Origin of the sequence: Streptosporangium sp. NPDC049078 (assembly GCF_040648855.1) — a bacterium.
In the GTDB taxonomy this organism is placed as follows: domain Bacteria; phylum Actinomycetota; class Actinomycetes; order Streptosporangiales; family Streptosporangiaceae; genus Streptosporangium.
In genome coordinates, this window is record NZ_JBEZEL010000011.1 from 22,962 (window position 1) to 49,492 (window position 26,531).

The window sequence follows — 26,531 nt, forward strand, 5'->3', positions numbered from 1 at the left end:
CCGACGGAGGAGACGCCATGACCGTCGAAACCACCCCGGAGCAGCAGGCGCCGGTGAACCTGGTCACCGTCACCATCGACGGCTTCCAGGTGAGCGTCCCGAAGGGCACGCTCATCATCCGGGCCGCCGAACTGCTCGGCATCCAGATCCCCCGGTTCTGCGACCACCCGCTGCTCGAACCGGCCGCCAACTGCCGCCAGTGCCTGGTGGACATCCCCGACGCCGGCAACGGCCGCGGCTTCCCCAAGCCGCAGCCCTCCTGCGCGATCGAGGTCGCCGAGGGCATGGTCGTGCAGACCCAGCTCACCTCCCCGGTCGCCGAGAAGGCGCAGCGCGGCGTGATGGAGCTGCTGCTCCTGAACCACCCGCTCGACTGCCCGGTCTGCGACAAGGGCGGCGAGTGCCCGCTGCAGAACCAGGCGATGTCCAACGGCCAGGGCGAGAGCCGCTTCGTCGAGAAGAAGCGGATCTTCGAGAAGCCGGTCGCGCTCTCCTCCGAGGTGCTGCTCGACCGCGAGCGCTGCGTCCAGTGCGCGCGCTGCATCCGCTTCTCCGACGAGATCGCCGGCGACCCGCTCATCGACTTCTTCGAGCGCGGCGCCAAGGAGCAGGTCGCCACCGCCGACGGCCGCCCGTTCGAGTCCTACTTCTCCGGCAACACCGTGCAGATCTGCCCGGTGGGCGCGCTGACCGGTGCCGCGTACCGCTTCCAGGCCCGCCCGTTCGACCTGGTCTCCACGCCCAGCGCCTGCGAGCACTGCGCGAGCGGCTGCTCGCTGCGCACCGACCACCGGCGCGGCAAGGTCACCCGCCGCCTCGCCGGGGACGACCCCGAGGTGAACGAGGAGTGGAACTGCGACAAGGGTCGCTGGGCCTTCACCTACGCCACCCAGCCCGACCGGCTGAAGACCCCCCTCGTCCGTGACGAGGAGGGACGCCTGGTCCCCGCCTCCTGGCCCGAGGCGTTCGCCGCGGCCGCCAAGGGCCTGTCCGCGGCACGCGGACGCGCGGGCGTGCTGGTCGGCGGTCGCCTCACCGTCGAGGAGGCGTATGGGTACGCGAAGTTCGCCCGGATCGCCCTCGGCACGAACGACGTCGACTTCCGCGCCAGGCCGCACTCCGAGGAGGAGGCGCGCTTCCTGGCGCACGCCGTCGCCGGCCGGGGCATCGAGGTCCGCTACGCCGACCTGGAGAAGGCGCCCGCGGTGCTCCTGGCCGGGTTCGAACCCGACGAGGAGTCGCCGATCGTCTTCCTGCGCCTGCGCAAGGCGGCACGGAAGAAGGGCCTGAAGGTCTTCTCGGTCGCCCCGTTCGCCGGTCCCGGCCTCGCGAAGATGGGCGGCACCCTCATCCCGGCGGTGCCGGGCACCGAGACCGCAGTGCTGGACGACCTGGCCGCGGTGGACGCGATCGCCGCCGAGGCGATCAGGCAGCCGGGCGCGATCATCCTCGCCGGTGAGCGGCTCGCCACCGTGCCGGGCGCGCTCTCGGCGCTGCTGCGGCTCGCCGACTCCACCGGCGCCCGGCTGGCCTGGATCCCGCGCCGCGCCGGTGAGCGCGGGGCGATCGAGGCCGGTGCGCTGCCGAACCTGCTGCCGATCGGCCGCCCGGTCGGCGACGAGACCGCTCGCGCCGAGGTGGCGAGGGCCTGGAACGTCGCCTCCCTGCCCGAGGGGGAGGGCCGCGACACCACCGCCATGCTGGCGGCGGCGCTCGACGGCCAGATCGACGCCCTCGTCGTCGCCGGTGTCGACCCCTACGACCTGCCGGCGCCGCAGGCCGCACTGCTCGCCCTGGAGAACACCCCGTTCATCGTGAGCCTGGAGCAGCGCGCCAGCGCGGTCACCGACCGCGCCGACGTGGTGCTCCCCGTCGCCGTGGTGGCCGAGAAGTCGGGCACCTTCGTCGACTGGGAGGGACGCGGGCGCACCTTCGCCGAGGCGATCCCGGTTCCGGGGATCATGAGCGACCTGCGGGTCGTCTCCGCCATCGCCGACGCGATGGACGTGCACCTCGGCCTGCCCGACCCGGCCGCCGCCCGCCGCGAGCTCGGCGCGATCGGCGCGTGGCGCGGCCCCAGGGCCGCGGCTCCCGACATGGCCCTCGACGCGACCGGCCGGACCGCGGCCAGGCCGGCCGCGGGAGAGGCCGTCCTGGCGAGCTGGCACCTGCTGCTCGACGACGGTCGCCTGCAGGCCGGAGAGCCGTACCTGGCGGGCACCGCCCGTCCGGCGTACGCGCTGGTGTCGGAGTCGACCGCGGCCGAGTCCGGCCTGGTCGACGGCGGCGAGATCGTCGTCACCGGCGAGCGCGGCTCGCTGAGCCTGCCCTTCCGGATCGCGGACCTGCCCGACCGGGTGGTGTGGCTGCCCGCCAACTCCGCGGGCCGCTCGGTCACCCGGGACCTGCGCGCCGTCGCCGGTGACGTCGTCAGGATCGGCGCCTCCTCGCCAGGCGTCGTGCCTGAAGTCGTGCCTGCAGGAGACGCCGCCGTCGCGCCCGCCGCGGCGAGCCCGGTCACGCCGGGCTCGGCGAGCACCGTCGCGGGCACCGGACCCGACGAGCGTGCCACCGGCACCACGGCCGGCGAGGCACGTGCCGCCGGCGAAGCCAACGAGGAGCGGTAATGAATGCCCGGACTCTTCTAGCGGCCGATCCGACCCTCGCCGACTTCGGCAAGGACCCGCTCTGGATCAGCATCATCAAGGCCGTCGTCATCTTCATCGTCCTGATGCTGGGCGTGTTGTTCGGCGTGTGGTTCGAGCGCAAGCTCATCTCCCGCATGCAGAACCGGTACGGCCCCAACCGGGCGGGCAAGTTCGGGTTGCTCCAGTCGGTGGCCGACGGTCTCAAGATGGGGCTGAAGGAAGACCTGATGCCCAGGACCGTCGACAAGGTGATCTACTTCATCGCCCCGGTCGTCCTGGCGGTCCCGGCCTTCATGGCCTTCTCCGTCATCCCGATGGGCCCGATGGTCTCGATGTTCGGGGTGCAGACGCCGCTGCAGCTCACCGACCTGCCGGTCGCGGTGCTGCTGGTGCTCGCGATGGCCTCGATCGGCGTGTACGGCATCGTGCTGGCGGGCTGGGGCTCGCGCTCCCCCTACTCGATGCTCGGCGGACTGCGGGCCAGCGCCCAGGTGGTCTCGTACGAGATCGCGATGGGCCTGTCGTTCGTGGGTGTCTTCCTGTTCGCCGGGACCCTCTCCACCTCGGAGATCGTCGCGAAGCAGGCGTCGGGCGGGGTGTTCCCGCTCTTCGGCCTGGAGATCCCGATGCCCTCCTGGTACATGGTCCTGCTGATCCCGTCCTTCCTGATCTACATCATCACGATGCTGGGCGAGACGAACCGGGTCCCCTTCGACCTGCCCGAGGGTGAGGGCGAGCTGGTCGGCGGCTTCCAGACCGAATACTCCAACTCGTTGAAGTTCGCGGTCATCATGCTCGCCGAGTACGTCAACGTCTTCGTGGTCTCCGCGGTCTCCATCACCCTGTTCATGGGCGGCTGGCGGGCCCCGTGGCCGATCTCGATGTGGGACGGGGCCAACACCGGCTGGTGGCCGCTGCTGTGGTTCTTCCTCAAGATGGTGCTGGTCTTCTCCTTCTTCGTCTGGTGCCGGGCCTCGCTGCCGCGCGTCAGGTACGACCAGCTGATGGCCCTCGGCTGGAAGATCCTCATCCCGGTCAACCTGGCCTGGATCATGCTCGTCGCCACGGTGCGGGCCCTGCAGCTGGAGGGCACCGACCGCTCGCTCGTGCTCATCCTGGCCGCGGTCGTGATGATCGCCTGCCTCGGGATCTGGTGGCGCTTCGACAGCGTGCTGCAGAAGCGCAAGGAGGCCAAGGCCGCCCAGGTCGAGGCCGAGTTCGAGCAACTCCAAGCCGAGCCGTCCGCGGGTGGCTTCCCGGTGCCGCCGCTCGACCTGCCGCACTACCACGGTGTAGCGCGCAAGGAGGTTCCCAGTGGGAGCAACTGATTGGCTGAACCCCATCAAGGGGTTCGGCGTGACCTTCCACACGATGTTCAAGAAGGTCGAGACGGTCAACTATCCCGAGGAGCAGCGGCCCACGGCGCCGCGCTTCCACGGCCGGCACCAGCTCAACCGCTGGCCCGACGGCCTGGAGAAGTGCGTCGGCTGCGAGCTGTGCGCCTGGGCGTGCCCGGCCGACGCGATCTTCGTCGAGGGCGCGGACAACACCGACGAGGAGCGGTTCTCGCCGGGTGAGCGCTACGGGCGCACCTACCAGATCAACTATCTGCGGTGCATCCTGTGCGGCCTGTGCATCGAGGCGTGCCCGACACGGGCGCTCACGATGACCAACGAGTACGACCTCGCCGACACCAGCCGTGAGAGCCTGATCTACACCAAGGAGATGCTGCTCGCGCCGCTCGGTCCCGGCATGGAGATCCCGCCGCACCCCATGCGTCTCGGCGAGAACGAAGAGGACTACTACCGGCTGGGACGCAACAATGGGTGAGACCATCACGTTCTGGGTTCTCGCGGTCGTCTCGGTGGGGGCCGCCCTCGGGCTCGTCTTCAGCCGCAGGGCGGTCTACTCGGCGCTGATGCTGGGCGTCGTCATGCTGTCGCTCGCCGTGCTGTACGCCGTCCAGGAGGCCCCCTTCCTCGCCGCGGTGCAGATCATCGTCTACACCGGCGCGGTCATGATGCTCTTCCTGTTCGTCCTGATGCTCGTCGGCGTCGACTCCGCCGACTCGCTGGTCGAGACGATCAGGGGACAGCGCCTGTGGGCGTCCGTCGCGGGCCTGAGCTTCGCGGTGCTGCTCGCCCTGGGCGTCGGCAACGCCGTCTACGCCCCGCCCGTCGGCCTCGACGCGGCCGTGCAGGCGGCGGGCGGCAACGTGCCCGGTCTGGCGGAGCTCATCTTCACCAGATACGTCTTCGCCTTCGAGGTCACCTCGGCGCTGCTGATCACCGCCGCGCTCGGCGCGATGGTGCTGGCGCACCGCGAGCGCATCCGGCCCAAGGCCACCCAGCGTGACCTGGCCCGCGCCCGCTTCGCCGGCCCGCAGCCCTCGCCGCTGCCGGGGCCGGGCACCTACGCGCTGCACAACGCGATCGACATGCCGGCCCTGCTGCCCGACGGCACGGTCTCGGAGAAGTCCGTCAACCGGGTGCTCGCCCGGCAGGTCGCGGAGGGCTTCGAGCCGACCGACCCGGAGAAGGCGGCGCTCATCAAGCAGGTCCTGGAGAAGGAGGCGGCGCAGGGCCGTGACTCCGACTCGGGCGACGAGCCCGTCCATGTGAGGGACGCGGCACTCCAGCAGGAGGACGGCAAGTGACGACTCACTATCTGGTGCTCTCCGCGCTGCTGTTCGCGATCGGCGCCGTCGGTGTGCTGGTGCGGCGCAACGCGATCGTGGTGTTCATGTGCGTGGAGCTCATGCTCAACGCCTGCAACCTCGCGTTCGTCACCTTCGCCAGACAGCATGGCAACCTGGACGGCCAGATCATCGCGTTCTTCGTGATGGTGGTGGCCGCGGCCGAGGTCGTCGTCGGCCTCGCCATCATCGTGATGATCTTCCGAACCCGCAGGTCCGCGTCGGTGGACGACGCCAACCTGCTGAAGTACTAAGAGGTGGCCGTGGAACCCGCTGAGATCATCCAGCATTCCGGGGGCGTGATCGGAGTCTCCTGGCTCATGATCGCCCTCCCGCTGCTCGGCGCCGCGGTCCTGTTGCTGGGCGGGCGTCGCACCGACCGCTGGGGGCACCTCCTCGGCGTCGCGATGTCCCTGGCCGCCTTCGTGGTGGCGGTCGCCGCCTTCGTCGAGATCCTCGGCCTGCCCGAAGCACAGCGCCGCCAGGGCGTCGCGCTCTACCAGTTCATCCCCGGCATCGCCGACATGGGGCTGCTGATCGACCCGCTGTCGATCAGCTTCGCCCTGCTGATCACCGGTGTGGGATCGCTGATCCACATCTACTCGATCGGCTACATGTCGCACGACCAGGACCGGCGCAGGTTCTTCGCGTACCTGAACCTGTTCGTCGCGGCGATGCTCCTGCTGGTGCTGGCCGACAACTACGTCGCCCTGTTCATCGGATGGGAGGGCGTGGGCCTCGCCTCGTACCTGCTCATCGGGTTCTGGCAGTTCAAGCCCTCGGCGGCGGCCGCGGCGAAGAAGGCCTTCATCGTCAACCGCGTCGGTGACTTCGGCCTGCTGATCGCGATCTTCACGATCTTCACGACGTTCGGCACGGTCGCCTTCGGCGAGCTGTCCGGCCAGACCGTGGACGGGGCGCTCCAGTCCGGCGGCGTCTCGCAGGGCACGATCACCGCGATCGGCCTGCTGCTGCTCCTGGGCGCCTGCGGAAAGTCGGCCCAGCTGCCGCTGCAGTCGTGGCTGCTGGACGCGATGGAGGGCCCGACCCCGGTCTCGGCGCTCATCCACGCCGCGACCATGGTCACCGCGGGCGTCTACCTGGTCGTCCGCTCCGGCGCGTTCTTCGAGGCGGCCCCGACCGCGCAGCTCGTCGTGACGATCGTCGGTGTGGCCACGCTGCTCGCCGGTGCGATCATCGGTTGCGCCAAGGACGACATCAAGAAGGGCCTCGCGGGCTCGACGATGTCGCAGATCGGCTACATGATGCTCGGCGCGGGCCTCGGCCCCGTCGGCTACGCGTTCGCCATCGCGCACCTGATCGGGCACGGCTTCTTCAAGGCCAACATGTTCCTCGGGGCGGGCTCGGTGATGCACGCCATGAACGACGAGGTCGACATGCGCAAGTACGGCGGCCTGTTCTCGGTGATGAAGGTCACCGCGGCCACCTTCATCGTCGGCTACCTCGCGATCATCGGCTTCCCGCTGCTGTCCGGTTACTTCACCAAGGACGGCATCATCGAGACGGCGATGCACCACAACCAGATCCTGGGCTGGCTCGCGGTGCTGGGCGCGGGCATCACCGGCTTCTACATGTCGCGGATGATCTTCATGACCTTCTTCGGCAAGAAGCGCTGGGCCGACGACGCGCACCCGCACGAGTCGCCCTCGGTGATGACCGTGCCGCTCATCCTGCTCTCGATCGGCTCGATCGTCCTGGGCGCCTTCATGATCCTGGACAACCGGCTCATGAGGTTCCTCGCCCCCGCGGTGGGACTGCCCGAGAAGCTCCCCGGGTTCCACCCCTTCAGCGTCCCCGGCCTGACCACGCTCGCGCTGGTCGCCGTCGGCGTCGTGCTCGCCTGGTTCCGCTACGGCGCCGCCGAGGTTCCCCGGGTCGCCCCGCGCGGCTCGTTCGTCACCACCTTCGCCCGCCGTGACCTGTACGGCGACGCGCTGAACGAGGCGCTGTTCATGCGCCCCGGCCAGTGGCTGGCCCGCATCGCGGTGTTCTTCGACAACCGCGGCATCGACGGCCTGGTCAACGGCCTGGCGGCGGGGATCGGCGGGACCTCCGGGCGGCTGCGCCGCATCCAGACCGGCTACGTGCGGTCCTACGCGTTGTCCATCCTCTTCGGTGCCGCCGTGGTCGTTGGCGCGCTGCTCTACGTAGGGAACATGTGATGCCCTGGCTCTCGACCCTGATAGCCGTGCCCCTGCTGGGCGCGGTGGGTGTCTCCCTTGTCAAGAGTGACAAGCTCGCCAAGCTGCTGGCCCTGGTGGTCTCGCTCGTCGTGCTGCTGCTCACCGGCGCCATCGCGGCCCAGTTCAGCCCGTCCGGGACGCGGTTCCAGTTCGCCGAGGTCTACGAGTGGATCCCGAGCTTCGGCGTCCACTACGGCGTCGGCGTCGACGGCATCGCCCTGGTGCTGATCGCGCTGTCGGCGGTGCTGGTGCCGATCGTGATCCTCGCCTCCTGGCACGACGCCGACGGCTCGGGGGCCGCGGCACCGCCCAAGCGGTCGGTGAAGACCTACTTCGCGCTGCTGCTGGTGCTGGAAGCGATGATGATCGGCGTCTTCGCGGCGACCGACGTCTTCCTGTTCTACGTCTTCTTCGAAGCCATGCTCATCCCGATGTACTTCATGATCGGGTCGTACGGCGGGGCGCAGCGGTCCTACGCGGCCGTGAAGTTCCTGCTGTACTCGCTCTTCGGTGGCCTGCTCATGCTGGTCGCGGTGATCGCGCTCTACGTGGTCGCCCAGAAGAACACCTTCATGTTCCCCGACCTGATCGGGGTCGTTCAGGACCCGACCACGCAGAAGTGGCTCTTCGCGGGCTTCTTCATCGCGTTCGCGGTGAAGGCGCCGCTGTGGCCGTTCCACACCTGGCTGCCCGACGCCGCCGCGCAGGCCCCCGCCGGTGCCGCGGTGCTGCTGGTGGGCGTGCTGGACAAGGTCGGTACGTACGGGATGCTCCGCTTCTGCCTGGAGCTGTTCCCCGAGGCGTCGAAGTTCTTCACCCCGCTGGTGATCGTGCTCGCGGTCGTGGGCATCGTCTACGGCGCGATCGTGGCGATCGGCCAGACCGACATGAAGCGCCTGATCGCCTACACCTCGATCTCGCACTTCGGCTTCATCGCGCTGGGCGTCTTCGCGATGACCGCGCACGCGGGCGCGGGCGCCACCCTCTACATGGTGAACCACGGCTTCTCGACCGGCGCGCTGTTCCTCATCGCCGGATTCCTGATCTACCGCCGGGGTTCCAGTCAGATCGCCGACTACGGAGGCGTGCAGAAGGTCGCCCCGCTGCTCGCGGGCACCTTCCTGATCGCCGGTCTTTCCGGGCTCTCCCTGCCGGGTCTGTCCACGTTCGTCAGCGAGTTCATGGTCCTGGTCGGCACCTACGAGCGTTACCCGATCCCGGCGATCATCGCGACGAGCGGCGTCGTCCTCGCGGCCGTCTACATCCTGTGGATGTACCAGCGCATGATGACCGGTGCTCCGAACCCGGCGTACGCCGTGGCCGCCTCCTCCCCGAAGGAGCCGGTCTCCTCGGAGGAAGGATCCGCGCAGGTCACGGCCGACTCCCCGAAGAAGACCTACGCCATGCCCGACCTCAACCGGCGTGAGATGTACGTGGTGGCTCCGCTGATCGCGGTGCTCCTCATCCTGGGCTTCTATCCCAAGCCGGTGCTCGACGTGATCAATCCCGCGGTGGACAAGACGCTCACCAGCGTCAAGATCGACCAGCCCAACCCCGCCGTGGCAGACCAGAAGGGGGCCGGGGAGTGAACGACACCATCAAAGCCCCGATGATCGAGTACGCGTTGCTCTCGCCGCTGCTGCTCGTCTTCGGTGCCGCCATCCTCGGCGTGCTGATCGAGGCGTTCGCGCCCCGCTACCTGCGCAAGTCGATCCACATGCCGCTCACGCTGCTCGCCCTGCTCGGGGCGTTCCTCATGACGGTGCTCAACGCCGTCAACGGCCTGCCGGACACCCCGGCGGCGATGGGCTCCATCGCGGTGGACGGGCCCTCCCTGTTCATCTGGGGCATCATCCTCGTTCTCGCCCTGGTCAGCACGCTCCTGATCAACGACGAGGACCAGTTCGTCGCGCAGGCGGCGGCGGTGCCGGGAAGCCCCGACGAGGAGGAGGCGATCCTCAGCGGCCACGCCCAGACCGAGGTCTATCCGCTGCTGCTGTTCTCGGTCGGCGGCATGCTGCTCTTCGCCGCCTCCAACGACCTGCTGGTCATGTTCGTCGCGCTTGAGGTCCTGTCCCTGCCGCTGTACCTGCTCTGTGGCCTGGCCCGTCGTCGCCGCCTGCTCTCGCAGGAGGCGTCGGTCAAGTACTTCCTGCTCGGCGCGTTCTCCTCGGCCTTCTTCCTGTACGGGATGGCCCTGGTCTACGGCTACGCCGGATCGGTGGACCTGCGGGCCATCAGCGACTCGCTCAGCGCGGTCAGCGGCCAGGAGACGTTGCTGCTGATCGGTACCGCGATGCTCGGCATCGGCCTGCTCTTCAAGATCGGAGCCGCGCCGTTCCAGGCGTGGAAGCCTGACGTCTACCAGGGCGCGCCCACCGCGGTCACCGCCCTGATGGCCTCCACCGTGCTCGTCGCGGCCTTCGGTGCCGTCCTCAGAGTCTTCTGGGTGGCTCTGGGGGGTCTTGAGTGGAACTGGAAGCCGGTCATGTGGGGCGTCGCGATCCTGACGATGATCGTCGGCGCGATCCTGGCGATCACCCAGACCGAGATCAAGCGGATGCTCGCCTACTCCTCGATCGCGCACGCCGGCTTCCTGCTCACCGGCGTCGTCGCGGTCGGCGCCGCCGAGCAGAACGCGCAGGCCCTGTCGGCGATCCTGTTCTACCTGGCCGCGTACGGCTTCACCACGGTCGGCGCCTTCGCGGTCGTCACCATGGTCCGCGACGCGGGAGGCGAGGCCGGGCACCTGTCCCGGTGGGCCGGTCTGGGCAAGCGCGCCCCGGTGCTCGCGGGCATCTTCGCCTTCTTCCTGCTCGCCTTCGCCGGCATCCCGCTCACCAGCGGTTTCTTCGGCAAGTACGCCGTTTTCTCGGCGGCGGTCGCCGGTGACGCGCTGCCGCTGGTCGTCGTGGGTGTGGTCAGTTCGGCGATCGCGGCGTTCTTCTACGTCCGCGTCATCGTGCTGATGTTCTTCAGCGAGCCCTCCGCCGACGGGCCGTCCATCGCGGCTCCCACGGTGGGCACCTCGGCGGTGGTCGCTCTCGCGGCAGCGGCTACGGTAGTGCTCGGAGTCTTCCCGCAGCCGGTGCTCGATCTCGCGGACAAGGCTGCGTCCGCGCTGTTCATTCGCTAGAGGAGTAACGTTTCATGGCTGCGCCACCGGTTGTTGATCTCCCGCTTGTCGACGAACGGCTGGCGCAGGACCTCGCTACCGGACTGGCGGAGGTCGAGAAGCTGCTGCGGTCCTCGGTGCAGAGCGAGGACGCCTTCGTCACGGAGGCGTCCAAGCACCTCATCGAGGCCGGCGGCAAGAGGTTCCGGGCGATGCTGGTCCTGCTCGCCGCCCAGTTCGGCTCACCGGAGTCCGCGGGCGTGGTGCCGGGAGCCGTGGTGATCGAGCTGACCCACCTGGCGACGCTCTATCACGACGACGTGATGGACGAGGCCTCGGTCCGCAGGGGTTCCGCCTCGGTGAACGCCCGCTGGAACAACACCGTGGCCATCCTGACCGGCGACTACCTGTTCGCCCAGGCGTCGGAGATCCTCGCGGACCTCGGCTCCGACATCATCAGGATCCAGGCCCAGACGTTCTCCCGCCTGGTGCGCGGCCAGATTCGCGAGACCATCGGTCCTCGCCCCGGTGACGACCCGGTGGCCCACTACATCGGGGTGCTGGCCGACAAGACCGGCTCGCTGGTGGCCACCGGCGGCCGGTTCGGCGCGATGCTCAGCGGTGCCTCGCCCGAGATCATCGAGCGTGTGACCCGGGCCTGCGAGGCGATCGGGGTCGCCTGGCAGCTCGGCGACGACCTGCTCGACGTCGCCGCCGAGACGGGCGAGTCGGGCAAGACGCCAGGAACCGACCTGCGCGAGGGCATCCGGACCCTGCCGGTGCTCTACGTCCTCGCCTCGGACGCTCCCGAGAACGCCCGCCTGCGCGAGCTGCTGGCCGGTCCGGTGGCGGAGGAGGACATCGAGGAGGCCCTGCGCCTGCTCCGCGCCGACCCCGCGATGGAGCGTGCCCGCGCCGAGCTGCTCGCCTGGGCCGACCGCGCCCGCGAGGCGCTCAACGGCCTTCCCGACATCCCGGCCCGCGCCGCCTACCTGGCACTGTGCGACTACGTGGTGGAGCGGTCCGGCTGACGCCCGGCCCGTCGTGCGGGCCGGGGCACGGTCCCGCCGCCCGGCACCTGCCGGGGAGCCGTTCGGCCTGGTCCTGACCACGTGGGGGAGTTGTCCGCCCGGCCCTGACCCCGTCGGGGCCCGTCACCCGCCCCGCGCGACCACGTCGTGAAACGTCCGGGCCCGCTGTCGCGGGCATGGTCATCCGCCCCGCGTGACCGCCTCGTGAAACGTTCGGGTGGGCCACCGCAGGCATGATCATCGGCTGGCTCGGCCGAGCTTTTTTCGTGTCTCTTCCACGATATTGCTTGCAGATGAAAGCAAATAATGTACGTGCATGTAGACTCCTGCCGATGGAACACCCCAGGAGGAATCACCATGTCGTGGGACCGTTTCGCCCTCTTGCACGCTCGCGTGGAGGCGGAGTTGACCAAGGCACTCCAGCGCGGGCACGGCCTCGGCCTGTCGGAGTACCGCGCACTGGGACGGCTCGCCACCGCTCCCGGCGGCTGCATGCGCATGCAGGAGCTCGCCGAGGCGGTGGGACTCAACCAGAGCTCGGTCACCCGCCTTGTCGCCCGCCTCGAATCGGCCGGAATGACCCGGCGTGACCTCTGCTCGGACGACCGTCGCGGCGTCTACTCGGTGATCACCGACGAGGGGCGCACCCGCCTGGCGGGGGCCACGCCCACCTACGAGCGCTCGCTCGCCGCGGCCCTGGAACAGGCCGACGTCGACCCGGAGCTCAGCCCGCTCGTCCTCGCGGTACGCGGCTCCTGACCGTCCCCGGTCACCGTGGCACGGTTTCCACGCTTTCCACACTCCCGGGCTCTCGTGCCGGGACGGATTCCGCGACCGTCCGGCGGGACCGGGCGGCCGCCCTGAGGCTGTCCCAGGTGAAGACCGACAGCGCCAGCCAGATGACGCAGAATCCCAGCCAGCGACTGGGCGGCATGACCTCCCGCATGACGAACACACCGCACAGGAACTGCAGCAGCGGGGCGATGTACTGCAGCAGGCCGATCGTGGTGAGCGGTATCCGGATCGCGGAGGCGGTGAAGCAGAGCAGCGGGACGGCGGTGACCACACCCGCCCCCGCCAGCAGCAACGCGTGGCCCGCTCCCACGTTGCCGAACGTGCTCGTCCCCTGCTGCTCCAGGTAGACGAGGTAGCCCAGCGCGGGCAGCAGCAGCACCAGCGTCTCGACCGTCATGCTCTCCGCCGCGCCCACCCCGGCGGTCTTCTTGACCAGCCCGTACGTGCCGAAGCTCGCGGCCAGCACGAGCGCGATCCACGGCGGCCGCCCGTAGTCGAAGGCGAGGATGACCACCGCCACCGTGCCCAGTCCCACCGCGACCCACTGCCACCTTCGCAGCCGCTCCTTCAGCAGGAACACCCCGAAGAGCACGCTGACCAGCGGGTTGATGAAGTAGCCGAGCGCTCCTTCGACCACGTTGCCGCTGTTGACGGCGTAGATGTAGAGGCCCCAGTTGACCGTGATGATCGCCGCCGCCAGGACGAGGAGGCCGAGCTTCCGCGGAGTGCGCAGGAGCGCGCGGAACCAGGACCAGTGGCGTCGTACCGCCAGAATGGCGACCACGGCGACGAGAGACCACGCGATACGGTGAGCGAGGATCTCCAGGGCGGTGGAGGGCTTCAGGAGCGGCCAGTACAGCGGGAACAGTCCCCACATGCTGTAGGCGGCGATGCCGTACAGAACTCCCCGGCGCGTTTCAGGCATGTAGCCCATCTTCGCCCCTTACTTTATTTACCGCAATTTAGTAGTGCTTTTCTATCTGTTAAGAGATCCTTACGGGAACACGGAGGGGTGGCCCGTGGTTGCCTCCTGGTGAGAACGTGTCAGGAGGAGGTTCACAATGGGCTGGTTGTTCGGCAAGGACAAGACGACGATGGTGTCCCCGGAGAACGCGCTCCCCGGCCGCCCCACACCGATCATGGTGCCCGGCCGGCACGCCGTCCTCGACGCCCCGCTCGCCCCGCCGTACCCCGAGGGAAGCGAGATCGCCGACTTCGGCCTCGGCTGTTTCTGGGGCGCCGAGCGCATCTTCTGGCAGACCCCGGGCGTGATCTCCACCTCGGTCGGATACGCGGGTGGTTACACCCAGAACCCGACGTACGAGGAGGTCTGCAGCGGCCAGACCGGTCACACCGAGCTCGTCCGCGTCGTCTTCGACCCCTCCAAGGTGTCGTACGAGGAGCTGCTGCGCGTCTTCTGGGAGGCGCACAACCCCACCCAGGGCATGCGCCAGGGCAACGACGTCGGCACGCAGTATCGCTCGGCGATCTACTTCAACTCCCCCGAGCAGGAGAAGTCGGCTCTCACCTCGCGTGACGCCTACCAGCAGGTGCTCACCGAGTCGGGCTACGGCCCCATCACCACCGAGATCGCCCCGGCGGGTGCCTACTACCTTGCCGAGGAGTATCACCAGCAGTACCTCTACAAGAACCCCGGCGGCTACTGCGGCATCGGCGGCACCAACGTCAAGCTGGGTGACCCGTCCCAGTGGGGCGCCTGCCAGACGGGTCTGGTCCCGACCGAGGAGTAGCCTCCGGGGTCCACTCATACGGCTTCCGCTCATCTTGTGGGCGTGAGCCGTATTCGTTGATCGTCCGGTTTCGCCGTCTTCCTCGGCGAAGATGCTCCTTCGGTAGGCGGCTGTGTTCAGTTGAAAGCAGAGTGCGACGAAGGTGTGGCCATAGCATCAACGCTATGAGCTGGGGTACCGTAGAACTGGAACCGGAAGTTCAGAAGTGGCTTGAAGGTCTACCTGCGGCATCGTTCGCGAGGGCGGCTTTCTATGTTGATCTGCTTGCGGCGGAAGGGCCCCTGCTGGGGGAGCCCTACACGAAGCAGCTTGACGGCAAGCTACGTGAGCTCCGGTTTCACCTTGACGAGTTCGCCATGCGCATCACCTACTGGATCGCACCTCATCGCCGGATCGTGCTCTTGACCGTGTTTCACAAGACGCGGATGCGTGATGACCGTGAAGTTGAGCGGGCTCGGCGAGCCATGCGTCGCTGTGTCGAACTGGCGCACACCATCGACGAGGAGGAAGAAACAGCATGAGCGAGCAGGGGAGCTGGCGAGAGCTCAGAGATCGTCGGATGACCGAGCCGGGCGCGGCTGAGGCTTATGAGGCCACACGTCTCGCCTACGAACTGGGTAAGACGGTCCGGGGGATGCGTGAGGGGCGAGGCTGGAGTCAGAACGACCTGGCTCGTGCGGCAGGCATGACACAGTCGGCCGTGGCGCGCTTCGAGGCGGGCGGGACCATTCCCACGTTGCCGGTTCTGGAACGTCTGGCGCGTGCCCTGGACGCGGATGTCGAGGTTCGCTTTACACCACGGGCTCCCGCTGCTTGAGCCGAGGCCTCAACGCCGACAGGAAACCTGTCGTCATGCTGCCGACACCTCGCGGGTTACTGCAGCGTTGGTGGCACCAGCGTCAAGCTAGGTGACCCATCTGAGTGGGCCAGCTGCCAGACGGGCCTGACGGACTCGGAGAAGTGAGCACGGCAGCGGGAGACTCTCGTGCGGACTCAGGTCGGTGCCGGGACACCTGCCTCTTCGGCCTCATGGCCGGTGAGGCGTGACCTGACCTGACACGTAGCCTGGCCCAGGCTCATCCCACGACGGTCTGGGCTGTCGACGTCCCCGATGGCGATCTTTACTGCAGGACGTGCCTTAGCCGATGAGGCGTTTGCGCCAGTCGAGAGGGACAACAGTGATGGTCTGCAGGGGATCGCCGTTCCACTCCACCGAAAGGCCGGTCTCCTGGAGTGCGGCTACGGTCTCTCGGCCGATGGACGCCGTCGTATCCGATGAACAGTCGAATCCGCCGTACAGGAGTGCCAGCCCGTGGCCGGCTGTGGCCGAGTCCGTGCACTGGCTGTGGAAGTAGACATAGCCGCGGGCATCCGGTGAGCCTGTCGCTGCGATCTCCGCCTGACCGCAAGTACGGCAGCAGGCGAAGTTCTCCCTCGCCGTGATGCCTGTGGCTTCCAGGGCGGTGAAGGCCCGGCTGAGCCGTTCCGGGTCCGTCTCCCCCTTCCAGGAGGCTTGCTCCTCGACGCGCTCCAGCCACATTCGGTCCACTAACCGGCGTGCCTGTTCGGGAGAGACCGGTCGGCGGTCTCCTGACACGAGATAGTCCTGTGCGATCTCGGCCAGTTGTGCCCGTGTCGCGTAACCGCCCACGATCACTTCACGGATGCGCGCATCGAGCTCCTTGCGCTCGTCCTCGTCAAGTTCGAGAGACGGTGGAGGTTCGGGGAGGCCCAGGTCCAGCGGGGTCCAATTCAGGCCGGAGCCCCATTCGTCTTCACGGCAAGCCCAGCGGGTCATGGCCGCGATCACCGACTCGGGCCTGTCGACTACCGCCTGGAAGTGCCGGTCGGATGCCCCGTCGCGGTGTTCCAGCTCATAGTCGCCTTCATCCTCGTGCCATACCTGGATGAAGACTTCGGGTAGGTCGGGAATCCGCTGGATAACCAGGAACCTATCGTTCTGACCGCCCAGCCGGTTGACCAGTTCGGCGAGTTTCCCAGCGCTTGCCCGGACGTGCCGGTGACCGTCCTCTGTCAGTACGGTGATCGCGAGCATGCCGGTCACTCTGACACAGGGCGCGGACAGGTGACCAGCCCAGGGGGCGGAAGCGCCTGCCGGGCACACAATTTGCGAAGGTCGTCGGCTACCCGGCGTCGGTTCGTGGCCGGAGACTCTCGCGGAGGGTTCCCTCATGGTGCAAATGCACTGAACGTTACTGCGGCACCAACGTCAATCCAGGTGATCCATCCGAGTGGGACGTTTGCCGGAGGGGCTTGGTTCCCGCAGAGGAGTAGAGCTCGACCGCTCGATCCAAGTGAGTGGTGAACTTCCCAGCCATTTGCTACTTGAAGTAGTAAACTGACTGCATGAGTGTGCCTGAGCGGGAGTTCGCCCCGGGGGACGGCCCGGCGGCCAAGGTGAGTGTCTCCTTGCGCGCGGGGAACATCCGGGCGGTCAGGGAACGCGTTGGAGCGCGCGGGTTCTCCGCCTATGTCGATGCCGCGGTTGAACGTCAGATCGAGCGGGATCTCCTGGAGGAGGCACTTCAGGCGAACGAGACCGCCTGTGGGCCGATTCCGCAAGGATTGCGCGATGAGGCGGCGGAGCTGTTTCGCAGCGTGAAATCCGCACCCGAGCTCCAGGAAGAGGGCGGATGGCGCGCACACGAAGCAAGCTGAGCGCGGGCACCGTGGTCCTCGACTGCGAAGGCCTCGTCAGGTGGTGCGAGGCCGATCAGAGGGTGACCGCGATCGTGCGCGAGGCCCAGGACAACGACTTCCGAGTCGTCGTCAGCGCGATGACGCCGATCGAGGCTCAGGACGTCCGAGTGAAGAATGATCGCCTCACATGGCATCTGTCCCGGCTGAAGGTCGAGCCGGTGACCGAGGACATCTGTGTGCGGGCGATCGAGCTTCTTCGCGAGGCTCGGCTGCACGGTCACAAGTACGCCATCGATGCCGTGGTGGCTGCCACCGCCTTGCGTGCGGTCAAGCCGGTGATCGTCCTCACCTCCGACGAGGACGACATGTACAAGCTCTGCGGAAAAACCGTCAAGGTCATCGGAGTCTGAGGCCCACCGGCCACTTGGCAGTGCACGGTGGCCGGCACCAGTGTGAGCTGCCCCGTCGGCCTGACCTCCGGCGAGGCCTGACCTGGATTTCACCGGCCGTACTCCATCCGGGCGTGGCCGGCAGCACCTGTCCAAGGTCCTCGGACGGCCACCGCGGCATCGACGGCACCAACGTCAAGCCAGGTGACCCGTCCGAGTGGGCCGCCTGCCAGACAGGCCTGATTCCCGCAGAGGAGTAATCCTCTGGATCGCGCTCGTACGGCTCGCACCCACTCTCCGAGCGTGCGCCGGAACCCCGATCAAGCAAACGGGTGAATCCTCACTACGCCGAAGCCCTGGTTTCGAGACGTGTTCGCGATCAGGGTTCGGCGGGATTTCCTTGTGACCCACAAGCGCCTCGCAAGCAGGTTCCGCCATGGTCCCAGGAGAAGGCGGCGATGAGGGAGGGCGGGATTGAAGGTTCCGGGACGTGCTTCCATGTGCCTGCTGGCGGCTTGCCTGTGCGAGCTGGTGGTCGTGGGAGTCGGCCTCGCTCTTCTGCCCGGCCTTGCGGCGGAGTCGGAGAGACAGGAGAAGGGCGGTGACGGGGTGAGCTTCTACACCGAGTTCGCGCTGGACAAGGCCCAGACGCTTCTGTACTCCTACGCCATGCTAGGGGCGATCACGCTGGCGCTGGCGGCTCTGGCATGGCGACGAGGCGGGACGCCGGGCACGCGGGCCGCCATGACGGTGGGCCTCGTACCGTACACGCTGCTCTGTTTCATCCTGTGGTTGACGTCGGTTTTCCGGGCCGATGAAATCCTGGAGCGATACTCGCACCTGGCCGCCTGGCTGGCGATCGTGGTCTGGCTCCTCTACGTCGCCGCGACGATCCTGCTGTTCCTCTCCAGGAAGGACACTCGTGGGGCTGACCAGATGATCGTTTACAGGGGATGGTCATGAGCCAAGAGGCGCGTACACATACCCTGCGTCTCGGCCACCTGGTGAGGCTGAATCGTGCCAGGAGTGGCCGCCCGCCTGGTTCGGGGCTCGCTACGCAGGAAGGCGCAGGGTGAACGTCGTGCGGACGCCTGGCACGCTGGTGGCCGTGGCCGTGCCGCCGTGCGCCTCGGCCAGGTTGCGCACGATGGCGAGCCCGAGTCCGCTGCCCCCGGTCCGCCGGTTGCGGGACTTCTCGGCTCGCCAGAACCTGTCGAAGACGTGGGGGAGATACTCGGCGCGGATCCCGACCCCCGTGTCGGTCACCTCGATGACGACCCGGTCGCCGTCCTGGCGGGCGCACAGCGTGATGTGCCCGCCGGGTGGCGTGTAGCGTAGGGAGTTGGTGACCAGGTTGCCGACGGCCTGACGGAGCCGTACCGGATCCGCGGTCAGCGAGGGGTCGCCGATGACGGTGGTGGTCAGGGTGAGCCCCGCGGCCTCTGCCCGGCTTCGGTGAGCGGTGGCCACCTGGTCGAGAAGGTCGCCGAGGTGAACGGGTTCGACGTGCAGACGGAGTTTGCCCGCGTCGGCGAGGGCGAGTTCCTGAAGGTCGTCGACGATGTGCTGCAACAGCAGGATCTCCTCGACCAGTGAGGCGATCAGCGCCGGGTCGAGCTCGGCGACGCCGTCCTGGGCCGCCTCCAGCCACCCCCTGAGGTTGCTCAGCGGGGTCCGCAGCTCGTGGGAGACGTCGCTGACCATGGCCTTGCGCTGCTCCTCCATGCGCTGAAGGTGTTCCGACATCTCGTTGAACGCCGTGGCGAGCTCGTTGATCTCGCCGGTCGTCCTGACGGTGACGCGGGCGGAGCTGTCCCCGTCACGCATCCGTCGCGCGGCGTGGGTGAGCGCGTTGACGGGCATGACCAGGCGCCGGGCCGCCATGACGCTCACACCCACGGTCAGCACGAGCACGAGGAGGGCGGCGCCGGCGATCGAGGGGAGCGGGAAGCGCTGGCCGGTGGCCTCGGTGGGGGAGCCGATGTACAGGTAGGCCGCGGGGGCGACGTAGGGATCGAGTTGCTCCTTGCGGGCGGTGACGATGCAGGACGAGATCGTCTGTTCGGGTTCCGCGTCAGGAGGCCGCCTCTCCTTGGAAACCCAGGCGAAGTCGAGGCCGACCGAGCCCCGTTCCTTGCTCTTGCCTTTGAGGCATCTGCCGACCAGGTGGTTGAGCTGTTTCAACGCGGCCTTCTCGGTGCGCGTCGGCGCGCTGAAGGGAGTGGCGTCGCAGACGTCCCTCAGCACGGGGAACTCGCGCGGCACCGGGCGTGGCTCCTGGTCGGCCTCCATGGCGGTCGTCGTCACGACGGGCCGGCCGGTGTTCGAGACGGTCATCTGTACGGTCTGTCTGACACGGCCGGCACAGATGGCGTAGTTGTCGACGGCCTTGACCAGCCGGGCGCGCTCGGAGGCGGGCAGCAGGAAAGGACCCACCGCGCGTGGATCGATCCGGTCCCTGGCCGCCCCGGGCACCAGGGTCACGTCCACGGCCAGCGGGTCGACGACGGCCGACACCCTGGAGGGCAGTGGGGTCCCGGCGGTCGCCGAGTCCGCGATGAGGGTGCCCTTCTCGGTGGTCAACGCGATGCGACGGCTGTGCCGGGCGGCGAGATCACGTACGGTGGCGGCGACGCCCGACCAGTCCGGATGGCGGGAGGCGTAGCCGAGCAGGTTGTTGTTGATCTGGGCGTCGCTGGCCAGCGTCTGCCCCTGCTCGCGCTGGATGGCGCCGGAGGTGCTGCTCGCGGCCAGCCACGCCGTCGCGCTGATCGAGCAGACCGCCACGACGGCCGAACTCGTGAGCAGCCTGACGAACAGCGACCTCATGCGTGGGTCAGCTTGTAGCCGACGCCGTACACGGTCAGCAACCGGACCGGGCGGCGCGGATCAGGCTCGATCTTCCTGCGCAGGTTCATCACGTGCACGTCGACCGTGCGTTCGGTGATGAACCTGTCGAAGCCGTGGACACGCTCCAGCAACTGCTTCCTGGTGAACACCCGTTCCGGCTCGGCGGCCAGCGTCTCGATGATCCGGAACTCCGCGAGCGTACACTCCACCGGCGTGCCCGCCGCGGTGACGGTGTGCCTGATCGGGTCCACGACGAGATCGCCCGCCTGGAACAGCCGCCGGTCGGCGTCCTGGGACCTGCCGGCACGGCGCAGCAGCGTTCGCACGCGGGCCATCAGCTCACGAGGGCTGTACGGCTTGGCCACGTAGTCGTCGGCGCCGAGGTCGAGCCCCAGCAACAGGTCGTCCTCGGTGGACCTGGCGGTCAGCATCAGGATCGGCAGGTCGGACTCGGCACGTAGCACCCGGCAGACGTCCAGCCCGTCGACCTTCGGCATCATCACGTCGAGCACCACGAGGCCGGGATCCGCCCGCCTGGCCTCGTCGATCGCGGAACGCCCGTCGTGCACGACGAGGACCTCGTGGCCCTCCCGCTCCAGATACCGCCTGAGCAGTTCGGCCTGCTTGGGGTCGTCCTCGGCGACCAGTACGTACGCGCACATGGCCTGAGGTTATGCGCATGCCAGGGGTGCATATGGGATCTGCATGACAACCAAACAGGTTTCACACATTCTGCCGCGAGGCTGTGGCGGGTGAGAACCAACCTGCTCGGTACGGCCGCCGCGGCGACACTCGTCCTCCTGCTGACCGGCTGTGCGGCCGACGCGCGCGGCGCCGTACGGCATGAGCCTCCGAGCGGTGGCGCGCGGTCGGAGCCGGCGACAGGTGGCCCGCGGTCGGAGTCGGTGAGCGGCGCCGGATCGAAGATCGCGAGCGTCAAGGGGGCTCGGATCACGGTCTACCGGAACAAGGAGGGGGTGGTCCAGCGGACGATCACGAGCCCCAACGACTACGGCGCGACGCGGGTCTTCCTGGTGGACCGTGACGATGGTGAGTGGCTGCGGGTGCTGCTGCCGGTCCGGCCGAACGGCAGCAAGGGCTGGATCAGGGCCACCGACGTGACGCTCGCGGAGACCTCCCACCGGGTGGAGATCGACCGCGGGGCGTTCAGGTTCACGGTCTACGACGGCGACCGGGCCGTCAGGACGGGCAAGGTCGCGACGGGTGAGGCGGGAACGCCGACGCCTCCGGGTCGCTATTTCTTCACCGAGCTGGTGAAACCCGTCGACGACGGCGGGGCCTACGGCGCCTACGCCTTCGGGCTGAGCGGCTTCTCGCCCGTGCTGAAGAGCTTCGCCGGAGGCCCGGGCCAGCTGGCGGTCCACGGGACGAACAAGCAGTCCGCCATCGGGACACGGGCCAGCCATGGCTGCGTCCGGGTCGGCGACGACGACATCAGGTGGATGGCGAAGAACCTGGCGATCGGTACTCCGGTCGTCATCAAGGGCTGAGGCCCGACTCGAATGAACAGGGGAATCCATATGAAGATCAAAGCCACGCTCATCGGCTTCAGCGCGGCGCTGGCTCTGGCCGCGGGCCTCGCGGGCTTTTCCGGTACGGCCGCGGCCGATCCCAGGCAGCCGTCCGCCTCACCCTCCCCGGCCCCGGCCGAGCGCCGGCCCGCGGTCGAGGAGCCGAGGCCGGTCCCGAGGGAGGCCGTCGTCGTCAGGCCGGCCTACACCGGCTGATCATGGAGCGTCGCCGCGGTTTCCGGGGCCCGCGGCGGTGTCTCCGGTGTCTCCGGTGTTTCTTGGCGCCTGCGGGCTCATGACGGTCCTCTCCTGCCCGCGGTCGCGTCGGCGACCAGGCCATCGCGGGCAGGAGCAGGACTCCGCTCCTCAGAGACGCGACGACCGGTGCGGCCGCGGGCGATCAGCCGGCCTTCCCGCCGCGGATATCCGCCGGTCGGCGGCTGTCGGCGGCCGGTTGACGGCACGACCGCGAGAGGGAGAGGCGTGACGTGTGTCGGGGCCGAGGCCTTCGCGTCCCGCCGAGGCGAAGCACCGCCCGGTGGCAGACCGCTTCGCCCTCGCCGACGGTGAGCAGAGGGGTTTTCTGTCGTCGGCTCTTTCTGTCGGCTCGTCCTGGTCGGCGTCCTCGGACAACGTTGTCGGTACGGTGATCCGGTGAGGCGGGGGAGGGTCAGGCAGGACGGGCGGTGGGAGTTCTTCCAGATATCCGTTCTGCAGCAGCCAGCTCACCGGAACCTCTTCGCTCGTCTGCGGGGCCTCGGGAATGTACTTGCTGAGCACGTGGTACTGCGTGCCCCAGCCCGGCATCTCGAACGCGAGGGAGACCGGGCCCACGTCGACGCGGAACGACTTGAGCACCTTGAACACGTGATAGTTGCACAGGTGTGTGGGATCCAGCGGGTTGGTGTTCAGGTTCCGTGGCGGCAGCGCGCGCCGGGTGAACAGATCTCCCATCGGCGCCAGAAACGAGCCGCCGTAGCCGCCGAAACGGTCGAGTCTCATGCCGATCTGCAAAAACGTCGTCTTGACCAGCGGCCTGCCGTTGGGATAGTCACCGGAGTTGGCGAATCCGGAGTTGGGCGGGTAGCGATAGTCGTTCACGGTGTAGTTCCAGTAGCGCGAGAGGAAGTGCTGGGGGGTGAGACCGCCCAGTGGCACGTAACCGCGCAGGAGTGCGCCGAGATAGCCGGTCCGTGGCAGGAGTGTCGGTCCGAGGTCCGGGTCTCCGGTCACGTACGGCGGTCCGCAGACCTGCGCCCCGTTCTGCGGGCTCTGGTCATGAGCCACTCTCTCGGCAGACGGCGGTGCGGGTTGGAGATCCGCCAAGGTGATCAGTGGGGTTTTCCGCTGGGCGGGGCTGTCGGCACGCGCGGCCGTGTCGCTCATGGCGCAGACCAGCGCGCATATCGCGGTGGCCAGTACGACGCTCCGTCGGTAATGTGGCATGACTTCCCTGCTGGTGTTAAAGGCAGACGGACGAGAATCGACCGACCACGGGCGAGTCGATGAAACGCCGACCCGCGATGCGCGCACCCCGGTCCACCCAGGATTCAGGAAGAACCGGTTCTCTCGGCTTCAAAAGCGAGAGGGTTATCCGAATTAGGGCACGTTGCTACAGGTGTGGTCGTACACGTTGGATCAGTGATTGATTCCTACATTCCCGATGTCGCATGGATTGCAGTGTCCAAGCCATAAGGGAAGGGCAAAAAATGGGGCGGGAAAGGGTTGGCTCGCCATATGGCAAATATCGGAATATGCGATCTCTTACGTGTTGAGTTAGCTATGTGTGCTATTCGCGGATCTCGTCACGATAATGTGGGGAAAATGTGCGGAGGTGTGCGCCGACCTTTCGCCGGGTGTCGCCGACACCTCGGTGATCGCGGTGGCCGGCAGACGTGGAGCACCCGAGGTGGCCACACCCGGTCGCGGTCATCCCGCCCGTCGTTCGGCGAGTGCCGGAAAAGGACAGGCGAGTGAGCGGTTTCCGGGCTGTGGGGAGCTCAGTGTGGGCCGAAAGTACGGCCTGCCGATGGATGATCGGCCGGTTCGGATCGGACCGTCCTACCGATGAGCGTCCGGGGTGCCGGCCGTCACGATCGGATCATGACCGATGAGAGCTCGACGGGACGCCCCCCGTCCGCGCAGTCACCGCGAAGCAGCCGGTCGACGAATGACCGGAACACGGCGGAGGCTTTCGCTGTTCGTGGCCACAACGTCGCCGCGACCTCCCGGCGGCCGGGCTGGCTTCTGCCCACCGCGCTGATCGCGCTCAGTGCCGTTCCGATGATCGCCGGAGCCGTCCGCCTGACCGAGTTGACGGTCGGCGCGGAGATCACGCCGGGAAACGCGCGGTTCTTCGCGGCACCTCTGCCCGTGGTGCTGCACATTTTCAGTGTCAGCGTGTACAGCGTTCTGGGAGCTTTCCAGTTCGCCCCCCGTTTCCGCGGCCGTAGGCCGGGCTGGCACCGCATCGCCGGGCGGGTCCTGGTTCTCTGCGGCCTCGTCGCGGCGCTTTCCGGCCTGTGGATGAACCTGTTCTATCCCCGCCCCGTCGGTGACGGTGATCTTCTCGCCGGCATCCGGCTCGTGTTCGGCTCCGCCATGGTCGTGGCCATCGTTCTCGGGCTCGCCGCGATCCGGCGGCGGGACATCGCCCGACACCGCGCCTGGATGATGCGTGGTTATGCGATCGGCCTGGGGGCGGGCACGCAGGCGTTGACCCACCTGCCGTGGTTCCTGATTTTCGGGACGCCCGACGAGTTCCCCAGAGCACTGCTCGTGGCCGCGGGGTGGGTGATCAACCTCACCGTGGCCGAATGGTTCATCCGCAGGCGGCCGATCGGTCGGAGTCGCGTCCTGGCGGGTCGTCCCTCCGTGGGCGGTCTCGCCGACCGGTGAGGGCGACAGCGGTGCCTGAACCCTTGAGCACCCCTGACCGCCCTTGACCGCCCTTGGGCGCGCCGCACGATTCATGTCGGCGGCGCGCCCGGCCGGACCGCGCTCCGCCAGGCGCTCCACGCCACCACCGCCGCGGCGGGCGGGGCGGGGGCCTCGCACAGCACCCGCCAGGTGCCGCAGTGGCAGGACTGGTAGCGCACCAGCCCTTCGCTGGTGCGGTGGTGGGAGCGGGTGTGCCAGTCATGTCCGTCGTGGTCGTTCATGGGTCCAGCGTGCTGTAATGGCATTGTGCATATCAACCCTTACGGAGCGGACGCGGTCCTGCTGATGGCGGACCTGGTCAACGTCCCGCCCGCCTCCCTCGACGACCTGGTGAAACGGTGCGCGGACGCCGGCCTCGTCATCGACCGCTCCCCGGGGGAGGCCGACCTGGTCGCCACGCTCAACCTGTCCGAGCAGTGGTGCGAGATCGTCGACACCCGCGACGAGCGCGCACGGGTCGCGCTGCTCAACGACCTGCTGGCCACCTCGGCGGCGTACCCCCGCGTCACCGACCACGACGGAACCGGCTGGCACCTGCACTACCGCGACGCGGACCTGCCGCTCGGCGGCGTGCTGCGCGCCCTGGTCGCGGTGGGCACCGCCCTGCATCTGACGGGGCGCGGCATGTCACGGCTGGCGCGCTGCGCACGCGACGGCTGCGGGCTGGTCTACGCGGACGTCTCGCGGAGCGGCCGGCAACGCTACTGCTCGCCGCGCTGCGCCAACCGCGACGCGGTGCGGCGGCACCGGGCCAGGCACGTCCCCTCTTCTACGGCTTCTACGGCGCATCGACGGTGAACCTCCGCTGAGCCTCGGGAACGTCCGGCAGATCGGCGATCTGGCGCAGCGGCGGTTCGAGGCGTCGCAGGCCGCGGATGCGTTCTGACCGTGACAGCTCGGCGACGCCGTACCGGCGATAACCGGTGGTGCGGTTACCGGCCTGGCTCCGTTCGAGTCTCCGGCCGACCGGACATCGAGGTCTCCGGTCGGCCCGGCCTCCGGTGAGGCGTGGATCCGCGGGTCGAGTCGGATCCCGGCTCTTCGCGTTCTCCTTCAGTGCCGCTTCAGGGCCGCGTCCGCACGCCGCGCAGGTACGTCTCGATCCGGTCGAGTGCTCCCGGCAGGACCTCTCCCACGAAGAAGTCGCGCATCTCGGGCGTCGGGAATCCGGTCTGCGTCACGGTGAAGAGCGTTCCGTCCTCGTGCTCCTCGAACGTGATCTCGATCGTGGTGGTCATGGTCATGCCGTCCGGGCTGGAGCCGACGGACTCGGTGACCAGGCGATGCGGGCGGTCGACGACCAGGAAGGTCTGCGTCTCTCGGAACAGGGTTTCGCGGTCGGGCCCCCACACCGCGGTCTGCCGGCCTCCGACGCGCAGGTCGACGTCGATCTCGACGATGCCGGGTTCCTCGTTGAGGATGTTGAACCAGATCTTCTGCTTCTCGGCGTCGGTGTAGGCGTCGAAGACCTCCTCCGGCTTCGCGGGCAGGACACGGCTCAGGTGGAGCCGATCGGTCTCGATGTTCCGGGTCATTGGTCGTCTTCCTTCGTGAGGGTGAAGTAGGCGTCGAGGCCGTCGAGCCGACGTTCCCAGAGCCGCTGGTAGAACCTGATCCAGGACATGGCGTCCTCCAGTCGTTCGGTGCCGAGGCGACACTGCCGCGATCGCCCGACCTTCTCCGTGGTGACCAGTCCGGCGTTCTCCAGGACGTGCACATGCTTCTTCATGCCGGTGAGCGACATGTCGAACGGTGCGGCCAGCTCGCCGATCGTGGCGGGCCCCTGGCCGAGCCGGATGAGGATCTGTCGTCGCGTGGCATCTGCGAGGGCCGCGAACGTGCGGTCAAGGACCTCTTGCTGAACCATGTGGTTCACTATAGCTCATTGAACCATATGGTTCAATGATTGGCCGGGAGTGC

Annotated in this window: 28 protein-coding genes; 20 read left to right on the plus strand and 8 right to left on the minus strand. The window is 68.2% G+C overall.

Going from position 1 to position 26,531, the window contains the following annotated elements; all coding sequences use genetic code 11:
- Positions 1–17 precede the first annotated feature (17 nt).
- From AB0B90_RS19705 to AB0B90_RS19750, 10 genes are all read left to right on the plus strand, one after another.
- On the plus strand, positions 18–2,627 hold the full coding sequence (locus AB0B90_RS19705; protein ID WP_362923891.1) for an NADH-quinone oxidoreductase subunit G: 2,610 nt from the start codon (positions 18–20) through the stop codon (positions 2,625–2,627).
- Positions 2,627–3,976, plus strand: a complete 1,350-nt coding sequence (gene nuoH / locus AB0B90_RS19710) for an NADH-quinone oxidoreductase subunit NuoH (protein WP_362896821.1) — start codon at positions 2,627–2,629, stop codon at positions 3,974–3,976. Before AB0B90_RS19705 ends, nuoH begins: the two co-directional genes overlap by 1 nt.
- Positions 3,963–4,478, plus strand: coding sequence for an NADH-quinone oxidoreductase subunit NuoI (nuoI, locus tag AB0B90_RS19715; protein WP_350942633.1), 516 nt, complete (start codon positions 3,963–3,965; stop codon positions 4,476–4,478). Before nuoH ends, nuoI begins: the two co-directional genes overlap by 14 nt.
- Positions 4,471–5,304: an NADH-quinone oxidoreductase subunit J gene (locus AB0B90_RS19720; protein ID WP_350942635.1), complete on the plus strand. Its 834-nt coding sequence runs from the start codon at positions 4,471–4,473 to the stop codon at positions 5,302–5,304. The genes nuoI and AB0B90_RS19720 overlap by 8 nt, the downstream gene beginning before the upstream one ends.
- On the plus strand, positions 5,301–5,597 hold the full coding sequence (nuoK, locus tag AB0B90_RS19725; RefSeq protein WP_350942636.1) for an NADH-quinone oxidoreductase subunit NuoK: 297 nt from the start codon (positions 5,301–5,303) through the stop codon (positions 5,595–5,597). Before AB0B90_RS19720 ends, nuoK begins: the two co-directional genes overlap by 4 nt.
- Positions 5,598–5,663: 66 nt before the next feature.
- Positions 5,664–7,526 (plus strand): NADH-quinone oxidoreductase subunit L, encoded by a 1,863-nt coding sequence (gene nuoL / locus AB0B90_RS19730; protein WP_362924197.1) that lies wholly within the window; start codon positions 5,664–5,666, stop codon positions 7,524–7,526.
- Positions 7,526–9,136: an NADH-quinone oxidoreductase subunit M gene (locus AB0B90_RS19735; RefSeq protein ID WP_350942638.1), complete on the plus strand. Its 1,611-nt coding sequence runs from the start codon at positions 7,526–7,528 to the stop codon at positions 9,134–9,136. Before nuoL ends, AB0B90_RS19735 begins: the two co-directional genes overlap by 1 nt.
- On the plus strand, positions 9,133–10,683 hold the full coding sequence (nuoN, locus tag AB0B90_RS19740; RefSeq protein WP_350942640.1) for an NADH-quinone oxidoreductase subunit NuoN: 1,551 nt from the start codon (positions 9,133–9,135) through the stop codon (positions 10,681–10,683). Before AB0B90_RS19735 ends, nuoN begins: the two co-directional genes overlap by 4 nt.
- A gap of 14 nt (positions 10,684–10,697) precedes the next feature.
- Entirely contained in the window at positions 10,698–11,693 is a 996-nt protein-coding gene (locus AB0B90_RS19745) for a polyprenyl synthetase family protein (protein ID WP_350942642.1), read from the plus strand.
- Positions 11,694–12,050: 357 nt separating this feature from the next.
- Positions 12,051–12,452: a MarR family transcriptional regulator gene (locus AB0B90_RS19750; protein ID WP_350942644.1), complete on the plus strand. Its 402-nt coding sequence runs from the start codon at positions 12,051–12,053 to the stop codon at positions 12,450–12,452.
- A gap of 10 nt (positions 12,453–12,462) precedes the next feature.
- Here the strand turns inward: AB0B90_RS19750 and rarD are convergent, their stop codons facing one another.
- On the minus strand, positions 12,463–13,413 hold the full coding sequence (rarD, locus tag AB0B90_RS19755) for an EamA family transporter RarD (protein WP_350942646.1): 951 nt from the start codon (positions 13,411–13,413) through the stop codon (positions 12,463–12,465).
- A gap of 136 nt (positions 13,414–13,549) precedes the next feature.
- Here rarD and msrA point away from each other — a divergent pair, with 136 nt between their 5' ends.
- The 3 genes from msrA to AB0B90_RS19770 all read left to right on the plus strand — a co-directional run bounded on the left by msrA (position 13,550) and on the right by AB0B90_RS19770 (position 15,056).
- Positions 13,550–14,239 carry a peptide-methionine (S)-S-oxide reductase MsrA gene (msrA, locus tag AB0B90_RS19760; protein WP_350942647.1) on the plus strand — a complete coding sequence of 230 codons (690 nt, stop codon included), beginning with the start codon at positions 13,550–13,552 and terminating at the stop codon, positions 14,237–14,239.
- Between the two features lie 164 nt (positions 14,240–14,403).
- A complete protein-coding gene (locus AB0B90_RS19765) occupies positions 14,404–14,760 on the plus strand; it encodes a type II toxin-antitoxin system RelE/ParE family toxin (RefSeq protein WP_362923895.1) in 357 nt (118 codons plus the stop codon).
- Entirely contained in the window at positions 14,757–15,056 is a 300-nt protein-coding gene (locus AB0B90_RS19770; protein WP_350942651.1) for a helix-turn-helix transcriptional regulator, read from the plus strand. The genes AB0B90_RS19765 and AB0B90_RS19770 overlap by 4 nt, the downstream gene beginning before the upstream one ends.
- Before the next feature lie 321 nt (positions 15,057–15,377).
- Here AB0B90_RS19770 and AB0B90_RS19775 read toward each other — a convergent pair whose 3' ends face one another.
- On the minus strand, positions 15,378–16,295 hold the full coding sequence (locus tag AB0B90_RS19775; protein WP_362923897.1) for a hypothetical protein: 918 nt from the start codon (positions 16,293–16,295) through the stop codon (positions 15,378–15,380).
- 311 nt (positions 16,296–16,606) lie between these two features.
- On the opposite strand from AB0B90_RS19775, the gene AB0B90_RS19780 reads away from it, so the two are divergent.
- The 3 genes from AB0B90_RS19780 to AB0B90_RS19790 all read left to right on the plus strand — a co-directional run bounded on the left by AB0B90_RS19780 (position 16,607) and on the right by AB0B90_RS19790 (position 18,252).
- Entirely contained in the window at positions 16,607–16,918 is a 312-nt protein-coding gene (locus AB0B90_RS19780; RefSeq protein WP_350942654.1) for a hypothetical protein, read from the plus strand.
- Complete coding sequence (locus AB0B90_RS19785; RefSeq protein WP_350942656.1) at positions 16,894–17,310, plus strand: PIN domain-containing protein; 417 nt, start codon at positions 16,894–16,896, stop codon at positions 17,308–17,310. Before AB0B90_RS19780 ends, AB0B90_RS19785 begins: the two co-directional genes overlap by 25 nt.
- Before the next feature lie 453 nt (positions 17,311–17,763).
- Positions 17,764–18,252, plus strand: coding sequence for a hypothetical protein (locus tag AB0B90_RS19790; protein ID WP_362923900.1), 489 nt, complete (start codon positions 17,764–17,766; stop codon positions 18,250–18,252).
- Positions 18,253–18,342: 90 nt separating this feature from the next.
- Here AB0B90_RS19790 and AB0B90_RS19795 read toward each other — a convergent pair whose 3' ends face one another.
- The gene (locus AB0B90_RS19795; protein WP_350942660.1) at positions 18,343–20,118 is read right to left on the minus strand and encodes an ATP-binding protein; all 1,776 of its coding nucleotides are present in this window, start codon (positions 20,116–20,118) and stop codon (positions 18,343–18,345) included.
- On the minus strand, positions 20,115–20,801 hold the full coding sequence (locus AB0B90_RS19800) for a response regulator transcription factor (RefSeq protein ID WP_362923902.1): 687 nt from the start codon (positions 20,799–20,801) through the stop codon (positions 20,115–20,117). The genes AB0B90_RS19795 and AB0B90_RS19800 overlap by 4 nt, the downstream gene beginning before the upstream one ends.
- Before the next feature lie 90 nt (positions 20,802–20,891).
- Here AB0B90_RS19800 and AB0B90_RS19805 point away from each other — a divergent pair, with 90 nt between their 5' ends.
- Positions 20,892–21,650, plus strand: coding sequence for a L,D-transpeptidase (locus AB0B90_RS19805; protein WP_362923904.1), 759 nt, complete (start codon positions 20,892–20,894; stop codon positions 21,648–21,650).
- Positions 21,651–21,680: 30 nt separating this feature from the next.
- Positions 21,681–21,887 (plus strand): hypothetical protein, encoded by a 207-nt coding sequence (locus tag AB0B90_RS19810; protein WP_350942666.1) that lies wholly within the window; start codon positions 21,681–21,683, stop codon positions 21,885–21,887.
- Between the two features lie 150 nt (positions 21,888–22,037).
- Here AB0B90_RS19810 and AB0B90_RS19815 read toward each other — a convergent pair whose 3' ends face one another.
- Positions 22,038–23,117, minus strand: coding sequence for a TNT domain-containing protein (locus AB0B90_RS19815; RefSeq protein ID WP_350942668.1), 1,080 nt, complete (start codon positions 23,115–23,117; stop codon positions 22,038–22,040).
- A 657-nt stretch (positions 23,118–23,774) separates the two neighbouring features.
- Here AB0B90_RS19815 and AB0B90_RS19820 point away from each other — a divergent pair.
- Positions 23,775–24,569, plus strand: coding sequence for a DUF2306 domain-containing protein (locus AB0B90_RS19820; RefSeq protein ID WP_362923907.1), 795 nt, complete (start codon positions 23,775–23,777; stop codon positions 24,567–24,569).
- 71 nt (positions 24,570–24,640) lie between these two features.
- On the opposite strand, the gene AB0B90_RS19825 is transcribed toward AB0B90_RS19820, so the two are convergent.
- The gene (locus AB0B90_RS19825) at positions 24,641–24,832 is read right to left on the minus strand and encodes a hypothetical protein (RefSeq protein ID WP_362923909.1); all 192 of its coding nucleotides are present in this window, start codon (positions 24,830–24,832) and stop codon (positions 24,641–24,643) included.
- A 25-nt stretch (positions 24,833–24,857) separates the two neighbouring features.
- Here AB0B90_RS19825 and AB0B90_RS19830 point away from each other — a divergent pair, with 25 nt between their 5' ends.
- On the plus strand, positions 24,858–25,409 hold the full coding sequence (locus AB0B90_RS19830; RefSeq protein ID WP_362923911.1) for a CGNR zinc finger domain-containing protein: 552 nt from the start codon (positions 24,858–24,860) through the stop codon (positions 25,407–25,409).
- Positions 25,410–25,675: 266 nt separating this feature from the next.
- On the opposite strand, the gene AB0B90_RS19835 is transcribed toward AB0B90_RS19830, so the two are convergent.
- Together AB0B90_RS19835 and AB0B90_RS19840 are read right to left on the minus strand one after the other, a co-directional pair.
- Entirely contained in the window at positions 25,676–26,146 is a 471-nt protein-coding gene (locus tag AB0B90_RS19835; protein ID WP_362923913.1) for an SRPBCC domain-containing protein, read from the minus strand.
- Complete coding sequence (locus tag AB0B90_RS19840) at positions 26,143–26,478, minus strand: metalloregulator ArsR/SmtB family transcription factor (RefSeq protein WP_350942677.1); 336 nt, start codon at positions 26,476–26,478, stop codon at positions 26,143–26,145. The genes AB0B90_RS19835 and AB0B90_RS19840 overlap by 4 nt, the downstream gene beginning before the upstream one ends.
- Between the last annotated feature and the right edge of the window lie 53 nt (positions 26,479–26,531).

What these genes read in the sequence shown, in the direction of transcription:
- AB0B90_RS19810 (WP_350942666.1), top strand. Translation starts at nt 21,681, where the DNA reads ATGAAGATCAAAGCCACGCTCATCGGCTTCAGCGCGGCGCTGGCTCTG.
- msrA (WP_350942647.1), top strand. Translation starts at nt 13,550, where the DNA reads ATGGGCTGGTTGTTCGGCAAGGACAAGACGACGATGGTGTCCCCGGAG.
- AB0B90_RS19815 (WP_350942668.1), bottom strand. Translation starts at nt 23,117, where the DNA reads ATGCCACATTACCGACGGAGCGTCGTACTGGCCACCGCGATATGCGCG.
- AB0B90_RS19745 (WP_350942642.1), top strand. Translation starts at nt 10,698, where the DNA reads ATGGCTGCGCCACCGGTTGTTGATCTCCCGCTTGTCGACGAACGGCTG.
- nuoH (WP_362896821.1), top strand. Translation starts at nt 2,627, where the DNA reads ATGAATGCCCGGACTCTTCTAGCGGCCGATCCGACCCTCGCCGACTTC.
- AB0B90_RS19795 (WP_350942660.1), bottom strand. Translation starts at nt 20,118, where the DNA reads ATGAGGTCGCTGTTCGTCAGGCTGCTCACGAGTTCGGCCGTCGTGGCG.
- rarD (WP_350942646.1), bottom strand. Translation starts at nt 13,413, where the DNA reads ATGCCTGAAACGCGCCGGGGAGTTCTGTACGGCATCGCCGCCTACAGC.
- AB0B90_RS19750 (WP_350942644.1), top strand. Translation starts at nt 12,051, where the DNA reads ATGTCGTGGGACCGTTTCGCCCTCTTGCACGCTCGCGTGGAGGCGGAG.
- AB0B90_RS19705 (WP_362923891.1), top strand. Translation starts at nt 18, where the DNA reads ATGACCGTCGAAACCACCCCGGAGCAGCAGGCGCCGGTGAACCTGGTC.
- nuoL (WP_362924197.1), top strand. Translation starts at nt 5,664, where the DNA reads ATGATCGCCCTCCCGCTGCTCGGCGCCGCGGTCCTGTTGCTGGGCGGG.
- AB0B90_RS19800 (WP_362923902.1), bottom strand. Translation starts at nt 20,801, where the DNA reads ATGTGCGCGTACGTACTGGTCGCCGAGGACGACCCCAAGCAGGCCGAA.
- AB0B90_RS19825 (WP_362923909.1), bottom strand. Translation starts at nt 24,832, where the DNA reads ATGAACGACCACGACGGACATGACTGGCACACCCGCTCCCACCACCGC.
- AB0B90_RS19775 (WP_362923897.1), bottom strand. Translation starts at nt 16,295, where the DNA reads ATGCTCGCGATCACCGTACTGACAGAGGACGGTCACCGGCACGTCCGG.
- AB0B90_RS19720 (WP_350942635.1), top strand. Translation starts at nt 4,471, where the DNA reads ATGGGTGAGACCATCACGTTCTGGGTTCTCGCGGTCGTCTCGGTGGGG.
- AB0B90_RS19785 (WP_350942656.1), top strand. Translation starts at nt 16,894, where the DNA reads ATGGCGCGCACACGAAGCAAGCTGAGCGCGGGCACCGTGGTCCTCGAC.
- AB0B90_RS19765 (WP_362923895.1), top strand. Translation starts at nt 14,404, where the DNA reads ATGAGCTGGGGTACCGTAGAACTGGAACCGGAAGTTCAGAAGTGGCTT.
- AB0B90_RS19835 (WP_362923913.1), bottom strand. Translation starts at nt 26,146, where the DNA reads ATGACCCGGAACATCGAGACCGATCGGCTCCACCTGAGCCGTGTCCTG.
- AB0B90_RS19820 (WP_362923907.1), top strand. Translation starts at nt 23,775, where the DNA reads ATGACCGATGAGAGCTCGACGGGACGCCCCCCGTCCGCGCAGTCACCG.
- AB0B90_RS19770 (WP_350942651.1), top strand. Translation starts at nt 14,757, where the DNA reads ATGAGCGAGCAGGGGAGCTGGCGAGAGCTCAGAGATCGTCGGATGACC.
- AB0B90_RS19840 (WP_350942677.1), bottom strand. Translation starts at nt 26,478, where the DNA reads ATGGTTCAGCAAGAGGTCCTTGACCGCACGTTCGCGGCCCTCGCAGAT.
- AB0B90_RS19780 (WP_350942654.1), top strand. Translation starts at nt 16,607, where the DNA reads ATGAGTGTGCCTGAGCGGGAGTTCGCCCCGGGGGACGGCCCGGCGGCC.
- AB0B90_RS19735 (WP_350942638.1), top strand. Translation starts at nt 7,526, where the DNA reads ATGCCCTGGCTCTCGACCCTGATAGCCGTGCCCCTGCTGGGCGCGGTG.